This window comes from Clostridium sp. (assembly GCF_050717635.1).
Taxonomy (GTDB): Bacteria; Bacillota; Clostridia; order Clostridiales; family Clostridiaceae; genus Clostridium_AD.
In genome coordinates this window covers 192,622-215,955 of the sequence record NZ_JBOITO010000036.1, presented here as the reverse complement: position 1 = coordinate 215,955, position 23,334 = coordinate 192,622, and the positions used below count along the sequence as shown (strand labels likewise).

The following is a 23,334-nucleotide window of genomic DNA, read 5'->3' as shown; positions in this document are numbered from 1 at the left end:
AAAGGAGGAATTATGAAAAACAAAGGAAATGTATACATAATTTTAGGAATAGTATGTGAAATTTATTTTATAGGAACTATAATATTTGGAGGAAGGGTAACTTTTGCTGAGTTTTATCTTGGACTTGGAGTATTATTAATAGCTATGGGATTATTTAATAAAAGCAATAAAGGTGAATATACTTTATTAAAACCAGGTAAACTTAAAACTGCAATAAAAATATGCTTTTTTATAGGACTAGCTTCTTTTGTAGTTATTGAAGGAGTAATAATTGGAGCAGCTGTATCAAAACATAGGGAAAAAACTGATTATCTAGTTATTTTAGGGGCAGGTCTTAGGGGAGAAATTCCTTCAACCGCACTTTACCAAAGGCTTTACGCTAGTCTAGAATATGTTAAACACAATCCTAATATTATGATAGTAGCAACAGGTGGACAAGGTCCTGGTGAAACGATTACAGAAGCTGAAGCTATGAAAAGATTTTTAATTAAAAATGGAGTAGCGAAAGGGCAGATAATAAAGGAAGAAAAATCTACTAATACTTTAGAAAATATGAAATTCACAACAGAGATTTTAAAAAGATTAGAAAAAAATGAAAATATAGAAGTAACTATTGTAACAAATAATTTTCATATGTTCAGAGCTAAATTTTTAGCACAAAGACAGGGGTTAAAGGCATATGGGTATCCTTCACCGCTTCATCCAATGCTAGTGCCTACTTACTTTGTAAGGGAATATTTAGCAGTAATAAATTCTTTTATTTTTGATAGATAACTATGTGATTTATTTGCATGCAAACTAATTTTGGTATAAAATAAAAATAGAGGTGTTAAATATGTATCATAATTCAGAAGCATTTAATATTGCTATGCTTATAAAAGAAATTAGCTCTAGAACCATGAGTGTGGTAAGTAATAGTCTTAAAGATAGTGGACTTACTCATCAGCAAATAATAGTAATAAAACTAGTAGCTCATAAGAAAGAAATTACTATTTCAGAAATTTGTGAGGAAATGAGCTTATCTAAGGGGACCGTTTCTGGAATTGTTCAAAGACTGACAAAGGCAGGATATATAAAGAAAGAGAAGCATGAGACTGATAAAAGAAATACCTATATTACTTTTTCTGAAAAAGGAATTGATTTTGCCAGGGAGTTTATGGGCACTATAAATGAAAGTTTTAGAAGTATATTTAAAGATTGTAGCAGAGAAGAATTGGAACAAATGACAACTGATTTAAAAAATATATTAAAGAAGATATAAAAAACTTTTGTCCTCTAAAAATTAGAGGACAAAAGTTTTTTTAACTTGCTTTATATTGTGCTATGTTTTGGGCAATAACTCCATCAGTTACTTCTATTATCCTATCTGCTTTGTTTGCAATTCTATTGTCATGTGTGATTATTAAGAAGGTGGTATTAAACTTTTTATTGATATCTCTTAGAAGTGCATAAACCTCATCTGTAGTGTTAGAATCTAGGTTTCCTGTAGGTTCATCTGCTAAAATGATTTTAGGATTATTGATTAAAGCTCTGGCTACGGCTGTTCTTTGTTGTTGACCACCTGAAAGATCTGTAGCTTTATTGTTTTTAACATTTGATAAACCAACAATATCCAGAAGCTCTTCTGCTCGCTGTCGTATTTCATTTGTCATTTTTTTACCTGAAAGCATGTAGGGCATTAGAACATTTTCCATAACAGTAAATTCAGGTAGAAGATAATGAAATTGAAAGATGAAGCCTAACTGTTCATTCCTTACTTTCGCAAGATGGTTCTGACTCATATTATTTATATTTATACCGTTTATTATTACGTCTCCAGTGGTAGGAGTGTCTAGGGTACCAATTATATTAAGTAAGGTACTTTTTCCACTACCACTTTGGCCTATAATTGATATGAATTCACCCTCTTCTATACTTAAGTTAACATCAAATAAGACCTGTGTTTTAATTTTAGTGCCATAAATTTTATTTATATTTTTAATTTCTAATGCTATCATTTAAATTCCTCCTTGTATAATCATAATCTAGTTATTTCTTATTACTTCCATAGGGTTTAACTTTAAGGATTTTCTTGCAGCGACTCCTGCTGCAACTACTGAAGCGGTTATTGATAAAGCTGCTGAAATTGCTATGAAATCAATGTATATGTTTCCTGAAATCAGGGGTTTGCCTTCTGAAGTTTTTACTAATATATTGAATATCTTGAATAAGCCTATTCCTAAACCAGTACCAGATATTGCACCTATGATGCCAAGTATTAAGCCTTGAATAAGGAAAATGGTGGCAGCAGAGCTATTTTTAATACCCATTGCTTTTAAAATTCCTATTTGTTTTGATTTTTGCATCACTGATATTGCAAGCACACTAGAGATGCCCATGGTTACAGAGATTATTATAAAAACTTGAATGGTTAGGCTAGAGGATTGTTGTCCGCTAAGAGCATTTAATAAGGCTTCATTATTTTCTTTCCAATTCTCTATCTTTAAAGTAGAGGGAATAACACCAGACAAGGTTTTAGATAATTCATCTGTAGTAAATATGTCACCCTTAGCAACCTTCATTTCTATGGAGCTAAGAGCACCTTCTTTTTTAAAAAGCTTTTGTGCAAAGCTTAGGCTTGTTACTGCCCAGCTATTATTTAACTCTTTAACCTTAAAATCGGCTATACCACTAACAATTAGTTCCAAATCTCTTTTATCTGGGGTAGAAATTTTTATTGTATCACCCACTTGTAGGTTAATATCTGTTTTTAATCCCTTACCAATTAATATTTCGTTTTCACTACTGGGAAAGCTTCCAGATATAATTTTATTCTTCAAATCATATATATCTTGATTTTCAGAATAATCCATACCTCTAACTATAATTGACTCCTTCGAATCTCCTACTTGAATTAAAGCTGGAGAGTCGAGGACACCCATTAGCTGTTTAATTTTATCTCCATCAGCTGCTTTGATGGATTTTGAAATTGAGTCGTAATCTGTAAACAACTTATTTTTTTTATCCTTTGCCATTATAGTAATCTGTGAAGTATTACCTATTGTGTTGTTAACAAGGTCATCATTCAAATTTTTAATAAGTAGACCTAAAAAAATTTGAACTGATATACCTATTGCAATACCCAATGCTATAAGAATTGTTTGACCTTTGTTAGATTTTAAAAATCTATAAGCTATCTTAAAGTTTGTTTTCATAAATTTATTCCTCCGATTTATCACACTTTATCTTTATATAGAAAGCCTACTCCTGCAGAAGCTAGGATTTTTATACTGTTGTAACAGAAGCTATTTGCTTATAAAGTAAAACAAATAATAGTTCCTATGCAAACCATTATAGATAAAAATATATTAAAAGTCAACAACAATATACTAATATTTAAAAAAATTCCTTAACGTATATATAAGTGTACACAGATTTTATAAGATAAATTTGTGCATAACTATATAAAAATTAAAAGCCATAGACTTTATGCATGGAATAAATTATCATATAAGTGATTAATATAATAAAATTTATAATTAAGTTTAAGGAAGAAGGTAGGATGCAATATGTTTGGTAAGATTATAAGCTTTGAACGTATAGAAAATAAAATAAAAATAACATTTGAAAAGAAAGTAGGAGAAATAGAAGTAATAAATCCCTACATAATAAATGTATTTTCAGCTTTTAAAAGAGATGAACATTTTTCAAGAGCTATTGAAGGTGAAAAAACACAAGGTTGCCCTATAAAAGTAAGTAAATATGATGATAGAATTGAAATTTCAACAGAGGCTGTAAAGATTTTAGTCTATGATAACTTTAAAGTGGATTTTTTTGATAAAGAGGGTATACTCCTTTGTGAGGATTATAGAGGGGTTAGAGAACCTTTCATAAGAAGGGGGAATGGCAGTATTGCAGCAGGAGAAGGGCACAAAATAGAAAAAAATAATGATGCACATAAAATTGAAGTGATTAAAACAATGATGGGAAACGAGTATTTTTATGGTTTCGGAGATAAAACGGGGCCACTAAATAAACATGGCTATGGATATGAAATGTGGAATACTGATGACCCATCGCCACATGTAGAAAGTCACAAGGCTCTTTATAAATCTATACCTTTTTTTATTACACTAAGAGAAAAACAAGCTTTTGGAATATTTTTTGATAATACTTTTAAATCTCAATTTGATATGGGAAAGGAAAATTCTAATTACTATTACTTTGGTGCAAATGATGGCAACCTAGATTATTATTTTATAGCTGGGCCAAACATTATAGACATACTAGAAAGATATACATATCTTACAGGTAAGACACCACTGCCACAAAAATGGACTTTAGGCTATCAACAAAGTAGATGGAGTTATGGAAATGAAAGTAGAGTAATGGAGATTGCAGAAAACTTTAGAAAAAAAGATATACCTTGTGATGTAATACATCTAGATATTGATTATATGGATGGATACAGAGTATTTACCTGGGATAAAGAGAAGTTTAAGGAACATAAATTAATGATAAGAAAACTGAGTGAAATGGGATTTAAACTTGTTACAATAATTGATCCTGGTGTTAAAAAAGACAAGGGATACCATATATATGATGAGGGGATTAAAAATAATTATTTTGCTACAGATAAAGATGGAGTTCCTTATGTAAATGAAGTATGGCCGGGGGATTCGCTATATCCAGACTTCTCAAAACCAGAAGTTAGAGCTTGGTGGCGTGAAAACCAAAAAAACATGATGGATGCAGGGGTAGAAGGCATATGGAATGATATGAATGAACCTGCTAGTTTTAAAGGACCGCTGCCAGATGATGTTATGTTTGATAATGATGGTAGACTTAGTGATCATACAGAAATTCATAATGTGTACGGACATCTTATGTCAATGGCTACATTTGAGGGCATAAAAAAATATACAGGGAAAAGACCTTTTGTCATAACAAGAGCTTGTTATGCAGGCACTCAAAAATATTCTACTGCTTGGACAGGAGATAATCAGAGTTTTTGGGAACATCTTAGATTATCCATCCCTATGCTTATGAATTTAGGGCTTAGTGGACTTACCTTTTGTGGTACAGATGTAGGTGGGTTTAGTTCCGATTGCACTCCAGAGCTTTTATCAAGATGGGTACAGGTAGGATGCTTTAGTCCGTTATTTAGAAATCACTCAGCAATTCACACAAGGGATCAAGAACCTTGGGCTTTTGATGAAACAACTGAAGAGATAAATAGAAAGTATATAAAATTAAGATATAAGTTAATGCCATATCTTTATGATATGATGTGGACTTCAGAAAATACTGGACTTCCAGTTATCAGACCACTAATGCTACATTATCAGCAGGATGAAAAAACTTATGAAATAAATGATGAGTTTATGTTTGGTGAGAATATGCTTGTAGCACCAGTTTTAGAGCAGGGTCAAAAGGCAAGAACTGTATATTTACCAAAAGGGACTTGGGTAGATTACTGGACAAAACAAGTTATAGAGGGAGGAAGATATGTACTTCGCGAAACACCCCTTGATGTATGTCCAGTATTTATTAAATCGGGTAGCATAATTCCAAACTACCATCCGCAAAATTATATAGGTGAGTCTGAAAACAAAAACCTTACACTTGATGTGTATTTAGATAATGGGAGATATGTTCATTATCAAGATGATGGAGAAAGTTTTAAATACAAGGATGGAGAATATAATTTATATGAATTTACGATGGAAACGTTAAAGGGAATGATTAGTTTAAATATAAACAGTGTTCATAATAATTATAAGCCAGCCTACGAAGAATTTACATTTAATATTATAGGACTTAGTGCCAAAGAAATATTTGTAGATGGGAAAGTAATTGAGTTTGACGTTAAAAAAGATGAGTTTGAACAAACCACATTTGTAGTTTCAGCTCAAAGCTCAAAAATAGACATAAGATAATAATGATTTTATAAATAGTAAAAGCCACAAGTTAACTTGGGGTTTTTTACTATTTATAAGGGTTTTTAGAAGATATGGTGAGGATTATTTGGGATAAGTATAAAACAGTTGAAAAAGTATAGGTATATGCGGTAATATATAAACAAGTAGGATATAATAGTCTATGAGTAAGGTATAGAAATAAATCAATTAAATAATGGAGTTGTTGATTATGTCGGAACAAAAGATTTTTGATGATGAAGTTAGTATTAAAGAAAAAACAGAAATAAAGATAAAGAAACCTAACTTATACAAGGTAATCATTCATAATGATGATTATACAAGTATGGAGTTTGTTGTGCAGGTTTTAGTTGGGGTTTTTAAAAAACAGGTTGTGGAGGCTACAAAAATCATGTTTGATGTCCATAAAAAAGGTAGTGGCACAGCAGGAATATATAGTTATGACATGGGTGTAACAAAAATTGCCCAAGCTATTGAGATGTGTGAAGAAAGTGGTTTTCCACTAAAATTAACACTAGAAGAGGAGTAATTATGCAATTAGATAATATAGTAAATGAGATTATTACAGCGGCTTATAATGAAGCACAGATGTCCAATCATGAATATTTCACTCCAGAACATATTCTGTACGCTTCCTTATTTTTTGAAGAGGGTATTGATATAGTAGAGAATAGTGGTGGAAATGTTAAAAGGCTTAAAAAACAGATAGTTAAATTTTTGAAGGAAAATATAGATGTTGTAGAAGATACAGAACCAATACAATCAATTGGAATACAAACAATTCTATCAACAGCTGCAGACCACGTTATGCTTTCTGGAAAAGAACTGGTTAAAATAGGCGATGTAATTGTAGCTATGTATGATGATGAAGAAAGCTTTGCCTCATATTTTTTACGTAAACAGCAAATGAAGAGGAGAGATCTTCTTAATTATATAGCTCATGGTATATCGGTAGTAGATACTTTTGACTTTGATGGTACTTTAATTAATGATGTAGAAGAGTCAATTGATTTTGAAGAAAATTATGAAGAAGACCAAAAGGAAGATATAGAATACGATGATGAAGATGAAAATAACAATCCTAAGGGGAAAGAAAACTTTTTAAGTAATTTCACTGTTGAGTTAACAGAAAAAGCCAGAAGAGGAGAAATGGATCCTCTTATTGGAAGGCATGATATTTTGCTCAGAACCTTACAGGTATTATGTAGGAGGCTTAAAAATAATCCGGTGCACGTAGGGGAACCAGGAGTAGGTAAGACTGCTATCACTGAGGGTCTTGCACAATTAATTGTAGAAGATAAAGTACCAAGTTTACTTAAGGGAAGTAAGATATTCTATCTGGATATGGGATCGCTTCTTGCAGGCACAAAGTATAGAGGGGATTTCGAAGAACGGATTAAAAAAGTATTAAGAGAAATTAGTAAAGAAGAAAAAGCAATAGTGTATATTGATGAGATACATACCATAGTTGGAGCAGGTGCAGTTTCAGGAGGCTCAATGGACGCTTCTAATATCCTAAAACCATTTCTTGCAGATGGTAAAATAAGGTTCATTGGCTCAACTACTTATGATGAATATAAGAAACATTTTGAAAAAGATAGCGCACTTGCTAGAAGATTTCAGAAGATTGAAGTGCCAGAGCCTTCCATTAAGGATACTTTTGATATTCTTATGGGTTTAAAGGATAGATATGAAGATTACCATAAGGTGATATACGACGATGAAGCACTAAAAACAGCAGTAGAATTATCTAGTAAGTATATTAACGATAGATACCTCCCAGATAAAGCTATAGATGTTATAGATGAAGCAGGAGCTTATGCTAGGCTTTATGCGGAGGATAATGAAGAAAATATAGTGATTACGGTAGGTGCAGTAGAAAAAATAGTAGCCTCTATTGCAAAAATTCCAGAGCAAAGTGTATCTACTGATGAAACACTAACACTAAAAAATTTGGACATTAATTTAAATAAGCAAGTTTTTGGTCAAAGTACAGCAATAGATACTTTAGTAAGAGCTATAAAAAGATCTAGGGCGGGGTTTAATGAAGAAGAAAAGCCAGTAGCATCTCTCCTTTTTGTAGGACCTACAGGAGTAGGAAAGACAGAAATAAGCAAGCAATTATCAAAGAGTCTCGCTATTCCACTTATTAGATTTGATATGAGTGAATACCAAGAGAAGCATACTGTGGCTAGACTTATTGGTTCACCACCAGGATATGTGGGTTATGAAGAAGGTGGATTATTAGTTGAGGCTATGAAAAAAAATCCTCATTGTGTGTTACTCTTGGATGAGATTGAAAAAGCACATCCTGACATACTAAATGTGTTATTACAGGTTATGGACTATGCAACACTTACAGATAATACCGGTAAAAAAGCGGATTTTAGAAATGTGATTTTAATAATGACATCCAACGCAGGAGCAAGAGAGGCTAGTAAACATACTATTGGTTTTGGAGACAGACTAGGGTCAGAAGGAGCAATTACTAAAGAAGTAGAGCGAGTGTTCTCTCCAGAATTTAGAAATAGATTAGATAATATAATTGTATTTAATAAAATTGATGAGGCTATGGCACTTAAAATAGCTGTGAAGGCAATGAAACAATTTGAAGAAAAACTTTTAACTAAGAATATAAAATTAGTGGTTACTGATAATTTGTACAAATGGTTAAGTAAAAAGGGCTTCTCAGAGGCGTATGGAGCGAGAGAAATAAATAGAGTAGTTCAAAAGGAAATAAAGACTTACTTTGTAGATGAAGTACTGTTTGGAGAACTCTCTAAAGGCGGTAGTGCAACAATCGATATTGTGGATGATAAACTTACAATTATTAAAGAAGATTTAAAAAAAATGTTGCCATAAAACGGCAACATTTTTTTTATTAAACTATCTATAATTATTTTGTTGGAATAATTTCTATCCAATAGCCATCTGGATCCATAATAAAATAAATCCCCATAGGTTTATTTTCAAAACATATGCATCTCATTTCTTTATGCAGTGCATAGGCCTCATCAAAACTATCTGTAACTACAGCAAGGTGAAATTCATTTTCACCTAAATTGTATATTTCTGTTCTATCTTTCATCCAAGTTAGCTCTAACTTATGAGAAGTAGTTTCATCACCTAAAAATACAAGAGTAAAGCTATCATCTGGTGCATTAAATCTACTAGCTTCTACAAAGCCTAACGCGTTTTTATAAAATTCTATACTTTTTTCTAAATCTAATACATTTATACTATTATGATCAAAAGAAAATTTCATTTAACATTACCACCTTTTGTACAAAAATTAATATATCATATACAGTATATCATTATTATATATTAACTCCAATTTTTACTTATAAAAAGTTTACAAGTAAAAATATTACAATATGAATATAATTTGTGAATTTAACTTATATTTATGGTAAAATAAGATTACAAAATTATTATTCACATAAAGAATTCAAAATTTAGGGGGTATCATATGAGGGGTAGAAATTATTTTTGGGGAATAATTTTAATTTTTATAGGAGTAGGAGCAATTCTAATTAATATTTTTAATATTGGATTTATTACAATTAATCAGTTGTGGCCTATTTTTGTTCTTATTCCTGGACTAACCTTTGAGGCTAGTTATTTTTCGAGTAGAAAAGAGCCAGGGTTACTAGTGCCAGGAGGGATTCTTACAACAATAGGAATATTATTCTTTTTTGAAACATTTACCAATTGGAATTTTGCAGAATATACCTGGCCTATATATCCATTAGCTGTTGCTATAGGATTGTATCAGCTTTATTTGTTTGGAACTAGAGAGCGTGGATTACTTGTTCCAGTATTCATTTTAACTACTATTACAGTAATAGCATTTATAATTATGTTTTTTGGAAATGTATTCTATTGGTTAAGTACAAGTTTAATAATACCTATTATCCTTATCGTTATTGGAGTGTATATGTTAACTAAAAACTTTAGAAAATAACAAACAGCCTGTTCACATAATGAGCAGGCTTTTTGTATATAAGTTATTATAGATATATGATATTATTTTAATATAATAAAAAATAAAAGGAGAGAAAAATTTATGCAAGAAATAGAAACAATAATATATTACATATATCATAGTGGTTTTGCAATTAAAACGAAAAATCATTTTTTAATATTCGATTTCTATAAAGAACCTATAGAAAATGATGTTACTCATCAGAAAGCGGCATTGTTATCTCCTGAAAATATTAAAAACGCTAAGAATGTTATTGTGTTTGCATCTCATAGTCATGAAGATCATTTTAATCCTAGTATTTTAAAATGGGATGATTATAACAATAATATACAATATGTATTCAGTAGTGATATTAAAATAGATAAAAACAAATCAAATTATACCTTTATAAAAGAAGGTGAAGAAAAATCATTTAAGGATGTTTATGTAAAAGCTTATGGCTCAACAGATATTGGGATATCACTCTTAGTTAAAGTAGATGGATTAACTATTTTTCATGCTGGTGATCTTAATTGGTGGCACTGGAAAGAGGATAGTGTAGAGGAACGATCAATAGCAGAGAACTCATTTAAAGCTCACATAGAAAAGTTAAAAGAAGAAAAACATATTGATATAGCTTTTTTTCCTGTAGATCCAAGACTCCAAGAATTTTATTATATAGGGGGAGAGTATTTTGCACAAAAAATTAAACCAAAGCTACTCATACCCATGCACTTTGCAGATGATTTAAGAATTACTAAAGAATTTTCTGAAAGAATTAACATACCCAAAGTAAAAGTAGTACAAATAGATTATTCTGGTCAAAAAATAATATATTAAAAATGTTTTAATATATTGAATAAATAAAGTCATTTATGTTAATCATTTAATTAAACCAAATAAAAAAGCATCACATGCAATATTTTTATTAGTCCCCCTAAATTAATATTGCATAGGGTGCTTTTTATATTGAGAATAATATTTGGGGTATAAAATTCAATAGAAAACCAAAAACTACTCAAAAGAGTAGTTTTTGTATTTACATAATATAATAAATGTGATAAATTAATTAGGTGAAATGCATAATAAATCGGTGTACAAGCGAGTACGCTGGATATATATGAAAGTAGGATAAAATAAATGAGAAGAGATACTAAAAATGAAAAGATTCTAAATTATTTATACATTATTATAGGTGCTACAATTCTAGCAGCAGGGGTGAATATGTTTTTGGCACAATTACAACTGGTAACAGGCGGAGTATCTGGACTGGGTATTATAATTAAATATATTACAGAAAAATATTATGGAAGCGGTGTACCATTATGGCTTACTAATATTGTAGTGAACATACCCTTACTTATTATTGCTGTAAAATTAAAGGGAAAAGAATTTGTAGGTAAATCTTTGTTTGCTGCGGCATATTTATCTTTTGCCCTCTTTTATACAAGCTTTATACCAGCTCCAAAGGTGGATCTTTTGATAGCGAGTATATTCGGTGGGGTATTTGTTGGAATAGGCTTAGGATTTGTATTAAGAGCATCTGCTAGTACGGGAGGAACTGATTTAGCTGCAAATATCATAAAAGTATATTTGAAGAATGTTACTATTGCTAGAATAATACTAGTAATTGATTCAACTATAGTACTAATAGGTGCGTTTGTATTTGGGGCTCAAAAGGCTATGTATGCTCTGATATCCATATATATAGTTACTAAGGTTATAGACAGTATACTTGAAGGGATAAATTTTTCGAAAGCAGTATTTATTATTTCAGATCATTCTGCGGAAATTTCAGAAATATTAATGTTAGATTTAAAAAGAGGTGTTACAGGAATAAACGCTACTGGGATGTATACAAAGGGACAAAAACAGATGTTATTTGTAGTAGTTGGTAAAAATGAAATAGTTCCTCTTCAAAAAATGGTTAAGGATATAGATAAATGTGCATTCATAACTGTTGCGGATGTGAGAGAAGTACTGGGAGAAGGATTTACAGAGTAAGTAAGTTAGGAAATATTTTCAAAGTATATTTGCAACCCTTGATGCACAAACTATATGCAGAAAGGAAGTGATATAACATGAGTGATAAATTAAATGGTAAACCAGTTACATTTGATCACCCAGAAAAACTTACTGAGGGAGTTTCTTTAGAAAAGGGAGATGTTGTAGCAAAATCTTTCATAAGTGAAGAAGATGGATGTGTAAAATCTAATATCGTTGTTGAAAATAAGGTTACTGGGGAAATAGTTAAGAAAGATGCAATTATCGGTGAAATAGATCAAGTTGTAGATGAAGAAGAATATGATGAAGACTACGAAGAATACTAATGATTTTTTTGTGCTAATATATTAGAAAGTATTTAATTACTAGGTAGATAAGTAAGAATAGAAATTAAAAGGCAACTATTAGATTACTGATAGTTGCCTTTTAATTTAAAAGTTAAATTAATCTTAAAAGTTATTTGACATTTACAATTAAAAACATTATAATTTTAAATATACAGACTATGAAGAGAAGAGTATATATAAAATGTAGTTATAGCGAGTTGGTGGTGGTGAAAGACCAATACGAAGTTTATATTGAAGAACATCTCAGAGTTTCTAACCGAAAGCCTTAGGGTAATAGGCCTAGACGGGTCCAATCCGTTAAATATTGGGTGTATCGAATTATAAATTCGTAGTATCTGGATATATAATTCTGTACTGATTAGAGTGGTCATATTTTATGACAAATTGGGTGGTACCACGAAATTATAACCTTTCGTCCCTTTATTATTAGGAGACGGAAGGTTTTTTTATTGTTTTGAAAAATATAAAGGAGGTCAATTTTATGGAAAAGTTATTAGTAAAACAAATTTACAGGGAAAAAGAAAAATATGGGGATCAAACAGTATCTATCTCTGGATGGATAAGAACATTAAGGTCTTCTAAAGCTTTTGGATTTATAGAAGTTAATGACGGAAGTTTTTTTAAAAACATTCAAGTTATCTTTGAGGAAGAATTAGAGAATTTTGCAGATATAGCTAAGCTACCTATAAGCTCTTCTCTAACCATTGAAGGAAAGTTAGTTTTAACACCAGAAGCTAAGCAACCCTTTGAAATTAAGGCTACTAAAATAGTCGTGGAGGGAATGTCAGATACTGATTATCCGCTACAAAAGAAAAGACATTCTTTTGAGTATTTAAGAACTATTGCACATCTTAGACCAAGAAGTAATGCTTTCTCTGCGGTGTTTAGAGTGCGTTCGCTTACAGCTTTTGCTATCCATGAGTTTTTTCAAAAAAGAAACTTTGTATATACCCATACACCAATAATTACTGGTAGTGATTGTGAAGGGGCAGGTGAAATGTTTAGAATATCTACCCTCGATTTCACTGATATGCCAATGGATGAAAATAAAAAAGTTGATTACGCAAAAGATTTTTTTGGTAAAGAAACTAGCTTAACAGTAAGTGGACAGTTAGCAGCAGAGGCGTTTGCATTAGCTTTTAGAAGTGTCTACACTTTTGGACCAACATTTAGGGCGGAAAATTCTAATACAGGAAGACATGCAGCTGAGTTCTGGATGATAGAGCCTGAAATAGCTTTTGCGGATTTAAAAGATGATATGAAACTAGCAGAAGATATGATGAAATATATTATAAAATATGTTATGGAAAATGCTCCAGAAGAAATGGAGTTTTTCAATAGTTTCGTAGATAAGGGTTTAATTGAAAGATTAAATAGTGTTGTAAATTCAGAGTTTGGTCAGGTTACGTATACGGAAGCAGTTGATATTTTACAAAAATCAGGAAAGCAGTTCCAGTACCCAGTAACTTGGGGTTGTGATCTTCAAACTGAGCATGAAAGGTATTTAACAGAAGAAGTGTATAACAAACCACTATTTGTAACAGACTATCCAAAAGAAATAAAATCTTTCTATATGAGAGTAAATGACGACAATAAGACAGTTGCAGCTATGGATTTACTTGTACCAGGAATTGGCGAAATTATCGGTGGAAGTCAAAGAGAAGAAAGACAAGACATATTAGAAGCTAGAATGGAAGAATGTGGTCTTAATAGTGAAGATTACTGGTGGTATTTAGAGCTAAGGAAATACGGCGGAACTAAGCATGCTGGGTTTGGACTTGGGTTTGAAAGAGCAATTATGTATATTACAGGTATGAGCAATATCAGAGACGTTATTCCTTTCCCAAGAACAACTGGGTCTGCTGAGTTTTAATTTAAAAATTATATTATATATGGCAGCTCCCTAAATACATAGGTTTCTTGTGTATTTAAATTGGGAGCTGCTTTAATTTGTTCGAAGGTAGTAAATATAATATCTTTGTGCATTAGGAGGAAACAAATATGAAAAAAGTCATTGAAGAATATATCTATATAACCATTGGGCTTGCACTTGTAACTGTAGGGCTGTATTTTTTCTTAATTCCAAATGATTTGGCAGTTGGTGGAGTTAGTGGTCTAGCTATGATTATAAAGTGGTATATGCCAGGGGTTACTATTGGTGCAATAATGCTTGTATTAAATGTGATTCTTTTTATTATAGGATTTATATTCATAGGATCTAGTTTTGGAGTTAAAACAATATATTCCAGTTTGGGTTTATCTGGTATGGTATGGGTATTAGAGAAGTTTTATCCCATGAGTGGTACTATAACAAACGATTTATTTCTAGAACTAATATTTGGAATATTAATTGGAGCTGTAGGACTTGGTATAGTGTTTAATCAAAACGCTTCTACAGGAGGGACCGATATAATAGCTAAAATACTTAATAAGTATTTTCACTTAGATATAGGTAAGGCTTTACTTTTGGCTGATTTTTTTATAACTATTTTGGCAGTTGTAGCATTTGGTCCTAAAATTGGAATGTATGCAATGCTTGGAGTTATTATAAATGGGTTTACTATAGATGCAGTTATTGCAGGAATGAATATTTATAAAAAAGTTGAAGTGGTTAGTAAAAAAGGTGAAGATATAAAAAGATTTATTATTGAAGAATTAAACAGGGGGGCTACTTTATATACTGCTAAAGGAGCTTATACTAATGAGGAAAAAGAAATTATAACTACTGTTTTAGATAAAAAACAGTTTATAAAACTTAGAAATTATATAAAAGAAATTGATAAAAAAGCCTTTATAATTACATATAATGTACATGAAACACTGGGAGAGGGTTTTAAGGATATAAATGAGTAAAAATATATAAGCTACTGACAAGAGTCAGTAGCTTTTATATTAATTATAAAAATATGTTTAATTAAGCTTCAACTGGAGCGCCTACAGGGCAAACACTAGCACAAGCTCCGCAATCGATACAAACTTCTGCATCAATAACATATATTGAATCTCCTTGGCTTATAGCGTTTACTGGACATTCAGGCTCACAAGCTCCACAACTTACACATGCATCAGTAATCTTATATGACATAATAACTACCTCCTTTATTTACTAATTTACCTATACATAGTATCATAATTGACCTAATAAATAAAGAGTTTTTTATAAACAGAAAATAATGAGGATATTAACAAAAAATGTAGTATTAAATGAATTGAATTAAATTAAAGTTACAGCTGAAACTTAATTTAAACCAGTTCATTTAATACCTGTGGTAGTTAATAACTTTTTTAGCTGTATTTATATTAATGATGAGCTCATCTATTTAGCTGTGAGTTAATAACTATCGTTAGTATTATATGCAAGTAATCTTGAAAATATTCAGCATTATTCCTACTTATTAAACAATTACCTATTTACTAAGCAATTTAAGCGCTCTATCAACAACATTCTCTGTTGTAAATCCAAATTCTTTGAATAGTGCATCCGCTGGGGCAGAAGCTCCAAATGTATCAATAGCAATGATATCTCCGTCTAGACCTACATATTTATGCCAACCCAATGAAGAACCTGCTTCTACTGCCAATCTAACTCTTAAAGCTTTTGGTAATATAGCTTCCTTATATTCTTTTGATTGTGCTTCAAATAAATCTAAACAAGGCATACTTACTACTCTAGCCTTGATACCTTGATCATTTAATAACTTGGCGCCCTCATAAATAAATTCTACTTCGGAACCAGAAGCCATTAATATGATATCAGGGTTTTTACCTTCATCTTCATAAGTTTTTAATACATAGGCACCCTTTAGTGCTTCAGTTGATGTTTCTTCATATAGTGGAAGGTTTTGCCTTGTTAGTATTAATGCAGTAGGGGTTGTTTTTGAAGTCATTGCAGCATACCAGCCAACAGCTGTTTCTTTAGAGTCAGCAGGTCTAAATACATTGAAATTTGGTAGAGCTCTAAGTGCTGCAAGATGTTCAATAGGTTCATGAGTTGGTCCGTCTTCACCAACTGCTATACTATCATGAGTTAGAACATAAGTTACTGGAAGACCCATAAGGGCAGATAATCTCATTGCACCTTTCATATAATCACTAAATACAAAGAAGGTCGAAACAAAAGGTTTAAGACCACCATGTACATAGATACCATTTGCTATAGCTGCCATTGCATGCTCTCTTACTCCAAAATGAAGGTTAGATCCATTTCTGTCTTCTCTTGAAAAATCACCAATGCCTTTCATATATGTTTTATTAGAAGGAGCAAGATCTGCTGAACCACCTATAAGGTTCGGTACATATTTTGCTAATATATTTATTATTGCTCCAGAAGAGTTCCTTGTTGCAGCTTTCCCCTCAAACTTCCACATTTCCTCTACTTTAAGTAAATCTATAGGAAGATCTCCACTTTGCCATGCTTCATATTCCTTAGCAAGTTCAGGGTTCTTTTTACTGTACTGCGCATAAAGAGTGTTCCAAGTTTCTTCTTTTGCATTAAAATCTGATTTTATATCTTCCATATGATTAGTTACTTCAGTTGGAACTGTAAATGGCTCTAGGTTCCAGCCTAAGCATTTTTTCATTTCAGATATATTGTCTGCTCCAAGTGGCTCACCATGTGCTGATGCAGTACCTTGTTTTTTAGCACAACCAAATCCTATAATAGTTTTAACTACAATAAAGGAAGGTTTATTTGACTCAAGTTTCGCAGCTTCAATGGATTTACTTATTGCTTCCATATCATTGCCATCTTCTACGTATAAAACCTGCCATCCATAGGCGTCATATCTTTTGCCTACATTCTCTGTAAATGCGATATCTGTGCTTCCTTCTATAGATATACTATTTGAGTCATACATTACAATAAGCTTAGAAAGTCCTAAAGTGCCTGCTAGGGACGCTGCTTCGGAAGATATACCTTCCATATTATCTCCATCACCACATATAGCATATGTATAATGATCCACAATAGCATGTTCATTTGTATTGAATTTTGCTGCGAGATGACTTTCAGCTATTGCCATACCTACTGCATTTGCAATTCCCTGACCTAGAGGCCCTGTGGTGATTTCAACGCCATTTGTATGACCATATTCAGGATGACCAGGTGTTAAACTTCCAAATTGTCTGAAATTCTTTAAATCTTCCATAGTTAGACCATATCCAAAAAGATGGAGAAGTGAATATTCAAGCATTGACCCATGGCCTGCTGAGAGTACAAATCTATCTCTGTCCTGCCATTTAGAATTTTTAGGGTTATGTTTCATGTGCTTTGCCCATAAGGTATAGGCCATTGGTGCCACTCCTAGTGGGAGCCCTGGATGACCTGAGTTTGCTTTTTGTATTGATTCAGCGGATAAAATTCTTATAGTATCTACGGTTAGTTGATCAATTTTATTCAATTTATTTTCCTCCTTAATTGTTGAAAGTAGCATTCCAATCTTTTAAAAATTTTTCAATACCTGCATCTGTAAGTGGATGTTTAGTCATTTGCATAATTACTTTATATGGTACTGTAGCTATATGACAGCCAAGCATTGCTGCATCATTAACATGCATAGGGGTTCTTATACTTGCTGCAATTATTTCAGTTTTAATGTTATGAACTTTAAATATAGTTACTATTTGATTAATAAGTTCCATTCCATTAGTTCCAATATCATCTAATCTTCCAAGAAATGGGCTTACATAAGCTGCTCCTGCTCTAGCAGCTAACAGTGCTTGAACTGAAGAAAATATTAAAGTTACATTTGTTTTTATGCCTTCAGCAGAGAGAATTTTAACGGCCTTTAACCCGTCAGTAGTCATCGGTAGCTTAATTATAATATTTTTATGAAGTTTTGCAAGCTCTCTTGCTTCCGCTAACATCTTAGGTGCTTCTAAGCTAATAACTTCGGCGCTGATGGGACCATCTACTATAGTTGATATTTCCTTTATTACTTCCTTAAAAACTCGTCCTTCTCTTGCTATTAGTGATGGATTTGTAGTTACACCACAAATAACACCCATCTCGCTAGCTTTACGGATTTCATCTACATTTGCGGTATCGATAAATAGTTTCATTTTATAAACTCCTTTCTTGTATATTTATTATGATGTGATAAAGTATATAAATTAATTATATATATTATACATTTTATCATACATGAATGTATATATGAAGTGAACTAAGTTATATATTTTGTCTCTTTAAAAACAAATGAACACGTTATCATTCATGGAATCAAATTAAAGGGAACGGTTCATTACTATTTGAATTTTATTCAATAGTAATGAACCGTTCCCTTTTTTTAAAATAAAACATCTTATTCTTCTGATTTCTCAGTATTTTTTAAAAATGTATCCTCAATTTCTATTAGTATTTTACGCTCATAGAACATTATCATATAACAAATAATACTCCACATAACTATGAAGGCAACTGAAGAAACAGTATATAATATGAATCCTGCAACTATGAAGCTAGTACAATTTAACACTGTAATATGAAATTTCCTAATGGTATAGTACGAAGCAAGTTTAACAATATCTTTTAGGCTTAAATAGAATCTTGACATTATTGGAAATGCATGTAGACTGATTAAAAAAATAAAAGATATAATCACATAAGTAACACTAATTAAAATTTGTGGGTAATTATGTGAAACAAGGAATCTAGTATCAAATAATAGTATAGATATTATAATTAACTCTATAGTCCCAAAGATTAATGACTGAAAAAAATTAGTTTTATAAGCTTTAAAAAAGTCTTTTGTAATATTTATTTCTTTTTCACGAATAAGTTTGCCCATAACACTAAGAAGAGCCGTTATAGCAGGTCCTACTGGAATACAACATAAAATAAAAACAAATATGAATCCTGGTGGCAGCGGGTTAGAACCACTAGATGCAAGTACAACTAATGCCATAAGTAATGGTATGTTGAGAAGCATAAAGTATAGATTGCCGAGGAAAAACCAGAATATATAATTAGTTATTGTGTATATAGGTCCTTCTCCAAATTCTCTTTTTGATTTAGCCATTTGTTCCTCCAAAGCTGCATTTATCAAATGCTAGTATTTAAATAGATCTAATTAAAATGTAACATAAATTGTGTGAAATGCAAATAGGTAGAAGCTATAAAAAAGATGGCTTAAATTTGGTAATATGTACAGAGGGGTAGGGAATTTTAGTTTTAAATTAATTGTTGCAAAATATATCTAATAGAATGATAATAATATTAATGTGAAAAGTTTAATAAAAAGGAAAAAACTTTTAATAAAAATGTAAAATATATTATATTATAAGTTAGGGGAGATTTTATGAATTTAAAAGGTAAAGTAGCTATAGTTACAGGATCATCTAGAGGAATTGGAAAAGGCATTGCCATAGAACTAGCTAAGGCGGGGGCGTGTGTTGTCATAAATTATAAGTGCAATGATGAAGCAGCAGAAAAAACTCTGCAGGAAATTAAAGAACTAGGAGTTTATGCCATAAAAATTAAAGGTGATGTAAGCGATTATGAGTTTTCGAAAAAGATGATAAAAACAACCCTTCAAGAATTAGGCAAAATAGATATATTAGTAAATAATGCAGGCATTTCTAAAATAGGGTTATTTATGGATGAGGTGCCGGAGCAGTGGGACAATATATTAAATGTAAATCTCAAGGGTACAATTAATTGCTCTCATAGCGTAGTAAAAGAAATGATAAAACAAAAGAGTGGTAGCATAATAAATATATCCTCAATGTGGGGGAATGTAGGGGCTTCTTGTGAAGTCATTTATTCTGCATCTAAGGGAGCAATCAATTCTTTTACAAAGGCATTAGCTAAGGAACTTGCACCATCTAATATTAGGGTTAATGCCATAGCGCCAGGAGTTATAGATACAGAAATGAATACTTGGTTAAGCGAGGAAGAACGTAAATCCTTAGTTTCTGAAATACCTATGATGAAGTTTGGGGAGGTCTCAGATGTTGGAATGCTTGTAACTTTTTTAGCAAGTGAAAACTCAAAATATATTACTGGGCAAGTGATAACAATTGATGGGGGGATGCAATAATAATTCGAATTTAATTGAAAGGTATAGGGTAATATAGTATAATTTAGATAAATATACTATACAAAAAATATAAAAAAATATAAAATGAAAATTATGGGGGGACGGAAAGGTATGAACATTGAAAAACAAAATATTAATAGGGATAAAAGAACTTTAAGGTTTAATATAATAGCTATATGGGTAAGCACTATTGTATTATCATTGCAAAGTTTAGGAGCAAAGGGCGAAGTATCATTTATTGAAATTTTAATGGTAACTGGAACAGCTTCAATAATTGCAAGTGTTTTTTATATTTCAAAAATCCATTTAAGAATTAAGGCATTACTTATGAATACATCAATACTTTTTGGTTGTTTATATTTAGCTTATATACAAGGTGGAATGGAATCTGGATTTTTAGTATATATTGTTTGCCTACTATTGGTAGCCGTATATAGTGATAATGTTATGTTAGGTATTTACGGACTTGTTTTAGATATATCGTTAATTTCAATGTACGTTCTATCACCAAGCTCTATGCTAGGAACTACTATGAAATTTGCGGGATTTAAAGCTAGCATAGCTATAATAAATATAGGCATATTTCTATTATATATCCTTAATAAATGGAGTTTAGAGTTAATTCACGAAAGTGTAGAAAAAGAGAAAAAAACTCTGGAGTTATTAGCTAAGTTAGAAAATACAATGTGTTGTATAGATAAAAGCACAGGAGTTTTAGATAGTAGTATAGAAAAATGCAATGTAAATATAAATAGTGTAATGGGAATAAGTGAAGATGTGGTTTCTGCAGTTAATGAGATGACAAACGGCATATCTATGCAAGCGGATAATGTAAATAACATAAGCCAAACCATAGTGGATACTGCTACGACCGTTGAGCAGAGTAATGAAATCTCAATAAAAATAGTAAGTGTTTCAAAAGTGGTAAATTACGAGATTACAGAAGGAGCACAGCAAATTAAAGAGATGGACAAGCAAATGAGTATAATTAAAAATGCTGTAAAGTCTTCTTTAGATACTGTGGTTACACTTCAAGGGCAGGTTAATGATATAGATAAATATTTAGGTGGAATAAAAAACATATCAGAGCAGACAAATTTATTGGCTTTAAATGCTTCAATTGAGGCTTCTAGGGCAGGAGAAGCAGGAAGAGGGTTCTCAGTTGTAGCTAAGGAAGTTGCTAAACTTGCCGAAGAAAGTAATAGCACTGTTGAAAATATATATAAGATTATAAAAAACACAAGTACTACAACGAATGTAGCACTTGTTGAGGCTGAAAAAGGTAATGAAGCAGTAAATATGGGAGATAGAATTGCGCAGAAACTTTATGGTACCTTTGAAAGTTTAATTACAGTTTTTGAAGAATTGAATTTACACATTTCAGAGCAAAGCCATGTTATAAATGATGTTAAAGACACCTTTACTGTAGTTGATACAGAGGTGCAAAATATTGCTGCGGTATCTGAGGAGTATGCAGCCACTACAGAAGAAATTCTATCTGTGATACACGAACAGAATAATAAAATTTCTGAAATTGTACAGGAAATTCAGCAAATTAACAATATAAGCAATGAACTAAACGATATGATAAAATAAATTAATAGATTATTAACACTTTCTTAGGGTACAAGTAATACTAAATTCCGTTTATATGATATAATGAAAGTATTACTTAGGAAATAATTGCATTAAATGAAGGAAGGGTAATAATATCATGGAATATACAATTTCGAGATTTATGAAATCAGCTTTATCAATTGGTATCTTTATTCTTTTACTTATGACATTACCTTATATAGCTTTATTTATTTTTTCCATTGTAGCGTTTGGATTTTTAGTATGGGGCAGTTTTAAAATGATAAAGGGCGTAAAGAATATTATATATAAATTAAGTAAAAAAGATAATATCGATTCAAAATCTAATTTATATAACAGTGACAATAATACTTCAGAATCTGCTGATATTAATTATAATGATAGTGATATTATTGATGTAGATTATGAAAAGGTAGAATAAGGAATGTTTAACTAAAGGGAAATTAAGTTTATAAAGTATATTTTAAAAATCAATCTATATTATATATTATAGATTGATTTTTGTTTTTTTTTGTATATTACAAAAAATATAAAGGAATTTCATATAGAGTTCACGAATAGTTTATAGATATTAATTATATGTGGTAAAGAAGGAGTACAATATGCAGATAGAAATTATTAAATTTATTCAAACTATAACATCTCCATTTTGGGATGTATTCTTTCAAATAGTCACAATGACCGGTGAAGAGTATTTTTACATTATTGTAGTAGCTATAATATTTTGGTGCATAAGTAAAGAATTTGGGTATAAGTTAGGGTTTGCAATACTCACAAGTACATTTATAAATGTAGCACTTAAGGATATGGTCAATTCAACTAGACCCATAGGAGCAGCTGGAGTAAGGTCCTTGCGAGTGCAAACAGCTACAGGACAGTCTTTCCCAAGTGGACATACTCAAGGTTCTACAACCTTTTGGGTTTCATGTATAATTCAGGTAAAGAGAAAATGGATTTATATAGTTGGAATCTCGCTAATCTTTTTAGTCGCACTTTCTAGGCTATATCTTGGGGTGCATTATCCAGTAGATGTAATTGGTGGAATAATGATTGGAATTATATGGACTCTTATATCTAACTATGTTTTTGAATATGCCAGGTTAACGAAAAAAAACTGGGTATTAATGATAATTGTTGTACCTATGCTTGTGGGAATGATGTTTTTTAGAGATAAAAGCTATTATACTATATCAGGAACGGTATTAGGATTTGTTATTGGATTTATATTAGAATCAAAATATGTGCATTTTGAGGTTAGAAACACTATTAAAATACAATTAATGAAGTTAGTATTTGGATTAGGTATTCTTATAACTTTAAAAAGCACATTAGGGCGAGTGCTTCCTATTAACATATTCGCAGATTTTTTTAGGTATTTCGTAATTGGATTATGGATTACAGTTGGAGCACCTAGCATATTTAAAAAAATATTAGAATAGAATTTTAAAAATTGCAAAACCTAT

22 protein-coding genes and 1 other annotated feature are annotated in these 23,334 nt (G+C 31.2%); of the genes, 15 read left to right on the top strand and 7 right to left on the bottom strand.

What is annotated here, in order from left to right; genetic code table 11:
• Positions 1-12: 12 nt before the first annotated feature.
• Together ACREWB_RS17325 and ACREWB_RS17320 are read left to right on the top strand one after the other, a co-directional pair.
• Complete coding sequence (locus ACREWB_RS17325; protein ID WP_431548714.1) at positions 13-774, top strand: YdcF family protein; 762 nt, start codon at positions 13-15, stop codon at positions 772-774.
• Between the two features lie 61 nt (positions 775-835).
• Entirely contained in the window at positions 836-1,261 is a 426-nt protein-coding gene (locus ACREWB_RS17320; protein WP_431548713.1) for a MarR family winged helix-turn-helix transcriptional regulator, read from the top strand.
• Positions 1,262-1,301: 40 nt separating this feature from the next.
• On the opposite strand, the gene ACREWB_RS17315 is transcribed toward ACREWB_RS17320, so the two are convergent.
• Both ACREWB_RS17315 and ACREWB_RS17310 read right to left on the bottom strand, forming a co-directional pair.
• The gene (locus ACREWB_RS17315; RefSeq protein ID WP_431548712.1) at positions 1,302-1,997 is read right to left on the bottom strand and encodes an ABC transporter ATP-binding protein; all 696 of its coding nucleotides are present in this window, start codon (positions 1,995-1,997) and stop codon (positions 1,302-1,304) included.
• A gap of 27 nt (positions 1,998-2,024) precedes the next feature.
• Positions 2,025-3,194, bottom strand: coding sequence for an ABC transporter permease (locus tag ACREWB_RS17310; RefSeq protein WP_431548711.1), 1,170 nt, complete (start codon positions 3,192-3,194; stop codon positions 2,025-2,027).
• A gap of 354 nt (positions 3,195-3,548) precedes the next feature.
• Here ACREWB_RS17310 and ACREWB_RS17305 point away from each other — a divergent pair, with 354 nt between their 5' ends.
• From ACREWB_RS17305 to clpA, 3 genes are all read left to right on the top strand, one after another.
• Positions 3,549-5,918, top strand: coding sequence for a glycoside hydrolase family 31 protein (locus tag ACREWB_RS17305; protein WP_431548710.1), 2,370 nt, complete (start codon positions 3,549-3,551; stop codon positions 5,916-5,918).
• Between the two features lie 211 nt (positions 5,919-6,129).
• The gene (locus ACREWB_RS17300; RefSeq protein WP_431548709.1) at positions 6,130-6,447 is read left to right on the top strand and encodes an ATP-dependent Clp protease adaptor ClpS; all 318 of its coding nucleotides are present in this window, start codon (positions 6,130-6,132) and stop codon (positions 6,445-6,447) included.
• 2 nt (positions 6,448-6,449) lie between these two features.
• Positions 6,450-8,780, top strand: a complete 2,331-nt coding sequence (gene clpA, locus ACREWB_RS17295; protein WP_431548708.1) for an ATP-dependent Clp protease ATP-binding subunit ClpA — start codon at positions 6,450-6,452, stop codon at positions 8,778-8,780.
• 34 nt (positions 8,781-8,814) lie between these two features.
• Here clpA and ACREWB_RS17290 read toward each other — a convergent pair whose 3' ends face one another.
• Positions 8,815-9,183: a VOC family protein gene (locus ACREWB_RS17290; protein WP_431548707.1), complete on the bottom strand. Its 369-nt coding sequence runs from the start codon at positions 9,181-9,183 to the stop codon at positions 8,815-8,817.
• A gap of 207 nt (positions 9,184-9,390) precedes the next feature.
• Between ACREWB_RS17290 and ACREWB_RS17285 the strand changes: the two genes are divergently transcribed.
• The 6 genes from ACREWB_RS17285 (at position 9,391) to ACREWB_RS17260 (ending at position 15,089) form a co-directional block, all read left to right on the top strand.
• On the top strand, positions 9,391-9,885 hold the full coding sequence (locus ACREWB_RS17285) for a hypothetical protein (RefSeq protein WP_431548706.1): 495 nt from the start codon (positions 9,391-9,393) through the stop codon (positions 9,883-9,885).
• 102 nt (positions 9,886-9,987) lie between these two features.
• Positions 9,988-10,725: an MBL fold metallo-hydrolase gene (locus ACREWB_RS17280; protein ID WP_431548705.1), complete on the top strand. Its 738-nt coding sequence runs from the start codon at positions 9,988-9,990 to the stop codon at positions 10,723-10,725.
• 300 nt (positions 10,726-11,025) lie between these two features.
• Complete coding sequence (locus tag ACREWB_RS17275) at positions 11,026-11,889, top strand: YitT family protein (RefSeq protein WP_431548704.1); 864 nt, start codon at positions 11,026-11,028, stop codon at positions 11,887-11,889.
• A 77-nt stretch (positions 11,890-11,966) separates the two neighbouring features.
• A complete protein-coding gene (locus tag ACREWB_RS17270) occupies positions 11,967-12,215 on the top strand; it encodes a hypothetical protein (RefSeq protein ID WP_431548703.1) in 249 nt (82 codons plus the stop codon).
• A 170-nt stretch (positions 12,216-12,385) separates the two neighbouring features.
• Positions 12,386-12,659, top strand: a binding site (T-box leader).
• Between the two features lie 58 nt (positions 12,660-12,717).
• A complete protein-coding gene (gene asnS, locus ACREWB_RS17265) occupies positions 12,718-14,109 on the top strand; it encodes an asparagine--tRNA ligase (protein ID WP_431548702.1) in 1,392 nt (463 codons plus the stop codon).
• A 128-nt stretch (positions 14,110-14,237) separates the two neighbouring features.
• On the top strand, positions 14,238-15,089 hold the full coding sequence (locus ACREWB_RS17260; protein WP_431548701.1) for a YitT family protein: 852 nt from the start codon (positions 14,238-14,240) through the stop codon (positions 15,087-15,089).
• Between the two features lie 61 nt (positions 15,090-15,150).
• Here ACREWB_RS17260 and fdxA read toward each other — a convergent pair whose 3' ends face one another.
• The 4 genes from fdxA to ACREWB_RS17240 form a co-directional block, all read right to left on the bottom strand.
• Positions 15,151-15,321: a 4Fe-4S ferredoxin gene (gene fdxA / locus ACREWB_RS17255; RefSeq protein ID WP_431548700.1), complete on the bottom strand. Its 171-nt coding sequence runs from the start codon at positions 15,319-15,321 to the stop codon at positions 15,151-15,153.
• A gap of 322 nt (positions 15,322-15,643) precedes the next feature.
• The gene (tkt, locus tag ACREWB_RS17250) at positions 15,644-17,668 is read right to left on the bottom strand and encodes a transketolase (RefSeq protein ID WP_431548699.1); all 2,025 of its coding nucleotides are present in this window, start codon (positions 17,666-17,668) and stop codon (positions 15,644-15,646) included.
• The gene (gene fsa / locus ACREWB_RS17245) at positions 17,649-18,296 is read right to left on the bottom strand and encodes a fructose-6-phosphate aldolase (protein ID WP_431548698.1); all 648 of its coding nucleotides are present in this window, start codon (positions 18,294-18,296) and stop codon (positions 17,649-17,651) included. The genes tkt and fsa overlap by 20 nt, the downstream gene beginning before the upstream one ends.
• Before the next feature lie 242 nt (positions 18,297-18,538).
• Positions 18,539-19,255 (bottom strand): YesL family protein, encoded by a 717-nt coding sequence (locus ACREWB_RS17240; RefSeq protein ID WP_431548697.1) that lies wholly within the window; start codon positions 19,253-19,255, stop codon positions 18,539-18,541.
• Between the two features lie 279 nt (positions 19,256-19,534).
• Between ACREWB_RS17240 and ymfI the strand changes: the two genes are divergently transcribed.
• The 4 genes from ymfI to ACREWB_RS17220 all read left to right on the top strand — a co-directional run bounded on the left by ymfI (position 19,535) and on the right by ACREWB_RS17220 (position 23,310).
• Positions 19,535-20,275 carry an elongation factor P 5-aminopentanone reductase gene (gene ymfI, locus ACREWB_RS17235; RefSeq protein ID WP_431548696.1) on the top strand — a complete coding sequence of 247 codons (741 nt, stop codon included), beginning with the start codon at positions 19,535-19,537 and terminating at the stop codon, positions 20,273-20,275.
• A 111-nt stretch (positions 20,276-20,386) separates the two neighbouring features.
• On the top strand, positions 20,387-21,871 hold the full coding sequence (locus ACREWB_RS17230; RefSeq protein WP_431548695.1) for a methyl-accepting chemotaxis protein: 1,485 nt from the start codon (positions 20,387-20,389) through the stop codon (positions 21,869-21,871).
• Positions 21,872-22,013: 142 nt separating this feature from the next.
• Entirely contained in the window at positions 22,014-22,292 is a 279-nt protein-coding gene (locus ACREWB_RS17225) for a hypothetical protein (RefSeq protein WP_431548694.1), read from the top strand.
• Between the two features lie 181 nt (positions 22,293-22,473).
• Positions 22,474-23,310, top strand: coding sequence for a phosphatase PAP2 family protein (locus ACREWB_RS17220; protein WP_431548693.1), 837 nt, complete (start codon positions 22,474-22,476; stop codon positions 23,308-23,310).
• The last annotated feature ends 24 nt before the right edge of the window (positions 23,311-23,334 follow it).

What these genes read in the sequence shown, in the direction of transcription:
- ACREWB_RS17290 (WP_431548707.1), bottom strand. Translation starts at nt 9,183, where the DNA reads ATGAAATTTTCTTTTGATCATAATAGTATAAATGTATTAGATTTAGAA.
- asnS (WP_431548702.1), top strand. Translation starts at nt 12,718, where the DNA reads ATGGAAAAGTTATTAGTAAAACAAATTTACAGGGAAAAAGAAAAATAT.
- tkt (WP_431548699.1), bottom strand. Translation starts at nt 17,668, where the DNA reads ATGCTACTTTCAACAATTAAGGAGGAAAATAAATTGAATAAAATTGAT.
- ymfI (WP_431548696.1), top strand. Translation starts at nt 19,535, where the DNA reads ATGAATTTAAAAGGTAAAGTAGCTATAGTTACAGGATCATCTAGAGGA.
- ACREWB_RS17320 (WP_431548713.1), top strand. Translation starts at nt 836, where the DNA reads ATGTATCATAATTCAGAAGCATTTAATATTGCTATGCTTATAAAAGAA.
- ACREWB_RS17310 (WP_431548711.1), bottom strand. Translation starts at nt 3,194, where the DNA reads ATGAAAACAAACTTTAAGATAGCTTATAGATTTTTAAAATCTAACAAA.
- ACREWB_RS17325 (WP_431548714.1), top strand. Translation starts at nt 13, where the DNA reads ATGAAAAACAAAGGAAATGTATACATAATTTTAGGAATAGTATGTGAA.
- ACREWB_RS17275 (WP_431548704.1), top strand. Translation starts at nt 11,026, where the DNA reads ATGAGAAGAGATACTAAAAATGAAAAGATTCTAAATTATTTATACATT.
- fsa (WP_431548698.1), bottom strand. Translation starts at nt 18,296, where the DNA reads ATGAAACTATTTATCGATACCGCAAATGTAGATGAAATCCGTAAAGCT.
- ACREWB_RS17280 (WP_431548705.1), top strand. Translation starts at nt 9,988, where the DNA reads ATGCAAGAAATAGAAACAATAATATATTACATATATCATAGTGGTTTT.
- ACREWB_RS17300 (WP_431548709.1), top strand. Translation starts at nt 6,130, where the DNA reads ATGTCGGAACAAAAGATTTTTGATGATGAAGTTAGTATTAAAGAAAAA.
- fdxA (WP_431548700.1), bottom strand. Translation starts at nt 15,321, where the DNA reads ATGTCATATAAGATTACTGATGCATGTGTAAGTTGTGGAGCTTGTGAG.
- clpA (WP_431548708.1), top strand. Translation starts at nt 6,450, where the DNA reads ATGCAATTAGATAATATAGTAAATGAGATTATTACAGCGGCTTATAAT.
- ACREWB_RS17240 (WP_431548697.1), bottom strand. Translation starts at nt 19,255, where the DNA reads ATGGCTAAATCAAAAAGAGAATTTGGAGAAGGACCTATATACACAATA.
- ACREWB_RS17220 (WP_431548693.1), top strand. Translation starts at nt 22,474, where the DNA reads ATGCAGATAGAAATTATTAAATTTATTCAAACTATAACATCTCCATTT.
- ACREWB_RS17315 (WP_431548712.1), bottom strand. Translation starts at nt 1,997, where the DNA reads ATGATAGCATTAGAAATTAAAAATATAAATAAAATTTATGGCACTAAA.
- ACREWB_RS17230 (WP_431548695.1), top strand. Translation starts at nt 20,387, where the DNA reads ATGAACATTGAAAAACAAAATATTAATAGGGATAAAAGAACTTTAAGG.
- ACREWB_RS17270 (WP_431548703.1), top strand. Translation starts at nt 11,967, where the DNA reads ATGAGTGATAAATTAAATGGTAAACCAGTTACATTTGATCACCCAGAA.
- ACREWB_RS17225 (WP_431548694.1), top strand. Translation starts at nt 22,014, where the DNA reads ATGAAATCAGCTTTATCAATTGGTATCTTTATTCTTTTACTTATGACA.
- ACREWB_RS17305 (WP_431548710.1), top strand. Translation starts at nt 3,549, where the DNA reads ATGTTTGGTAAGATTATAAGCTTTGAACGTATAGAAAATAAAATAAAA.
- ACREWB_RS17285 (WP_431548706.1), top strand. Translation starts at nt 9,391, where the DNA reads ATGAGGGGTAGAAATTATTTTTGGGGAATAATTTTAATTTTTATAGGA.
- ACREWB_RS17260 (WP_431548701.1), top strand. Translation starts at nt 14,238, where the DNA reads ATGAAAAAAGTCATTGAAGAATATATCTATATAACCATTGGGCTTGCA.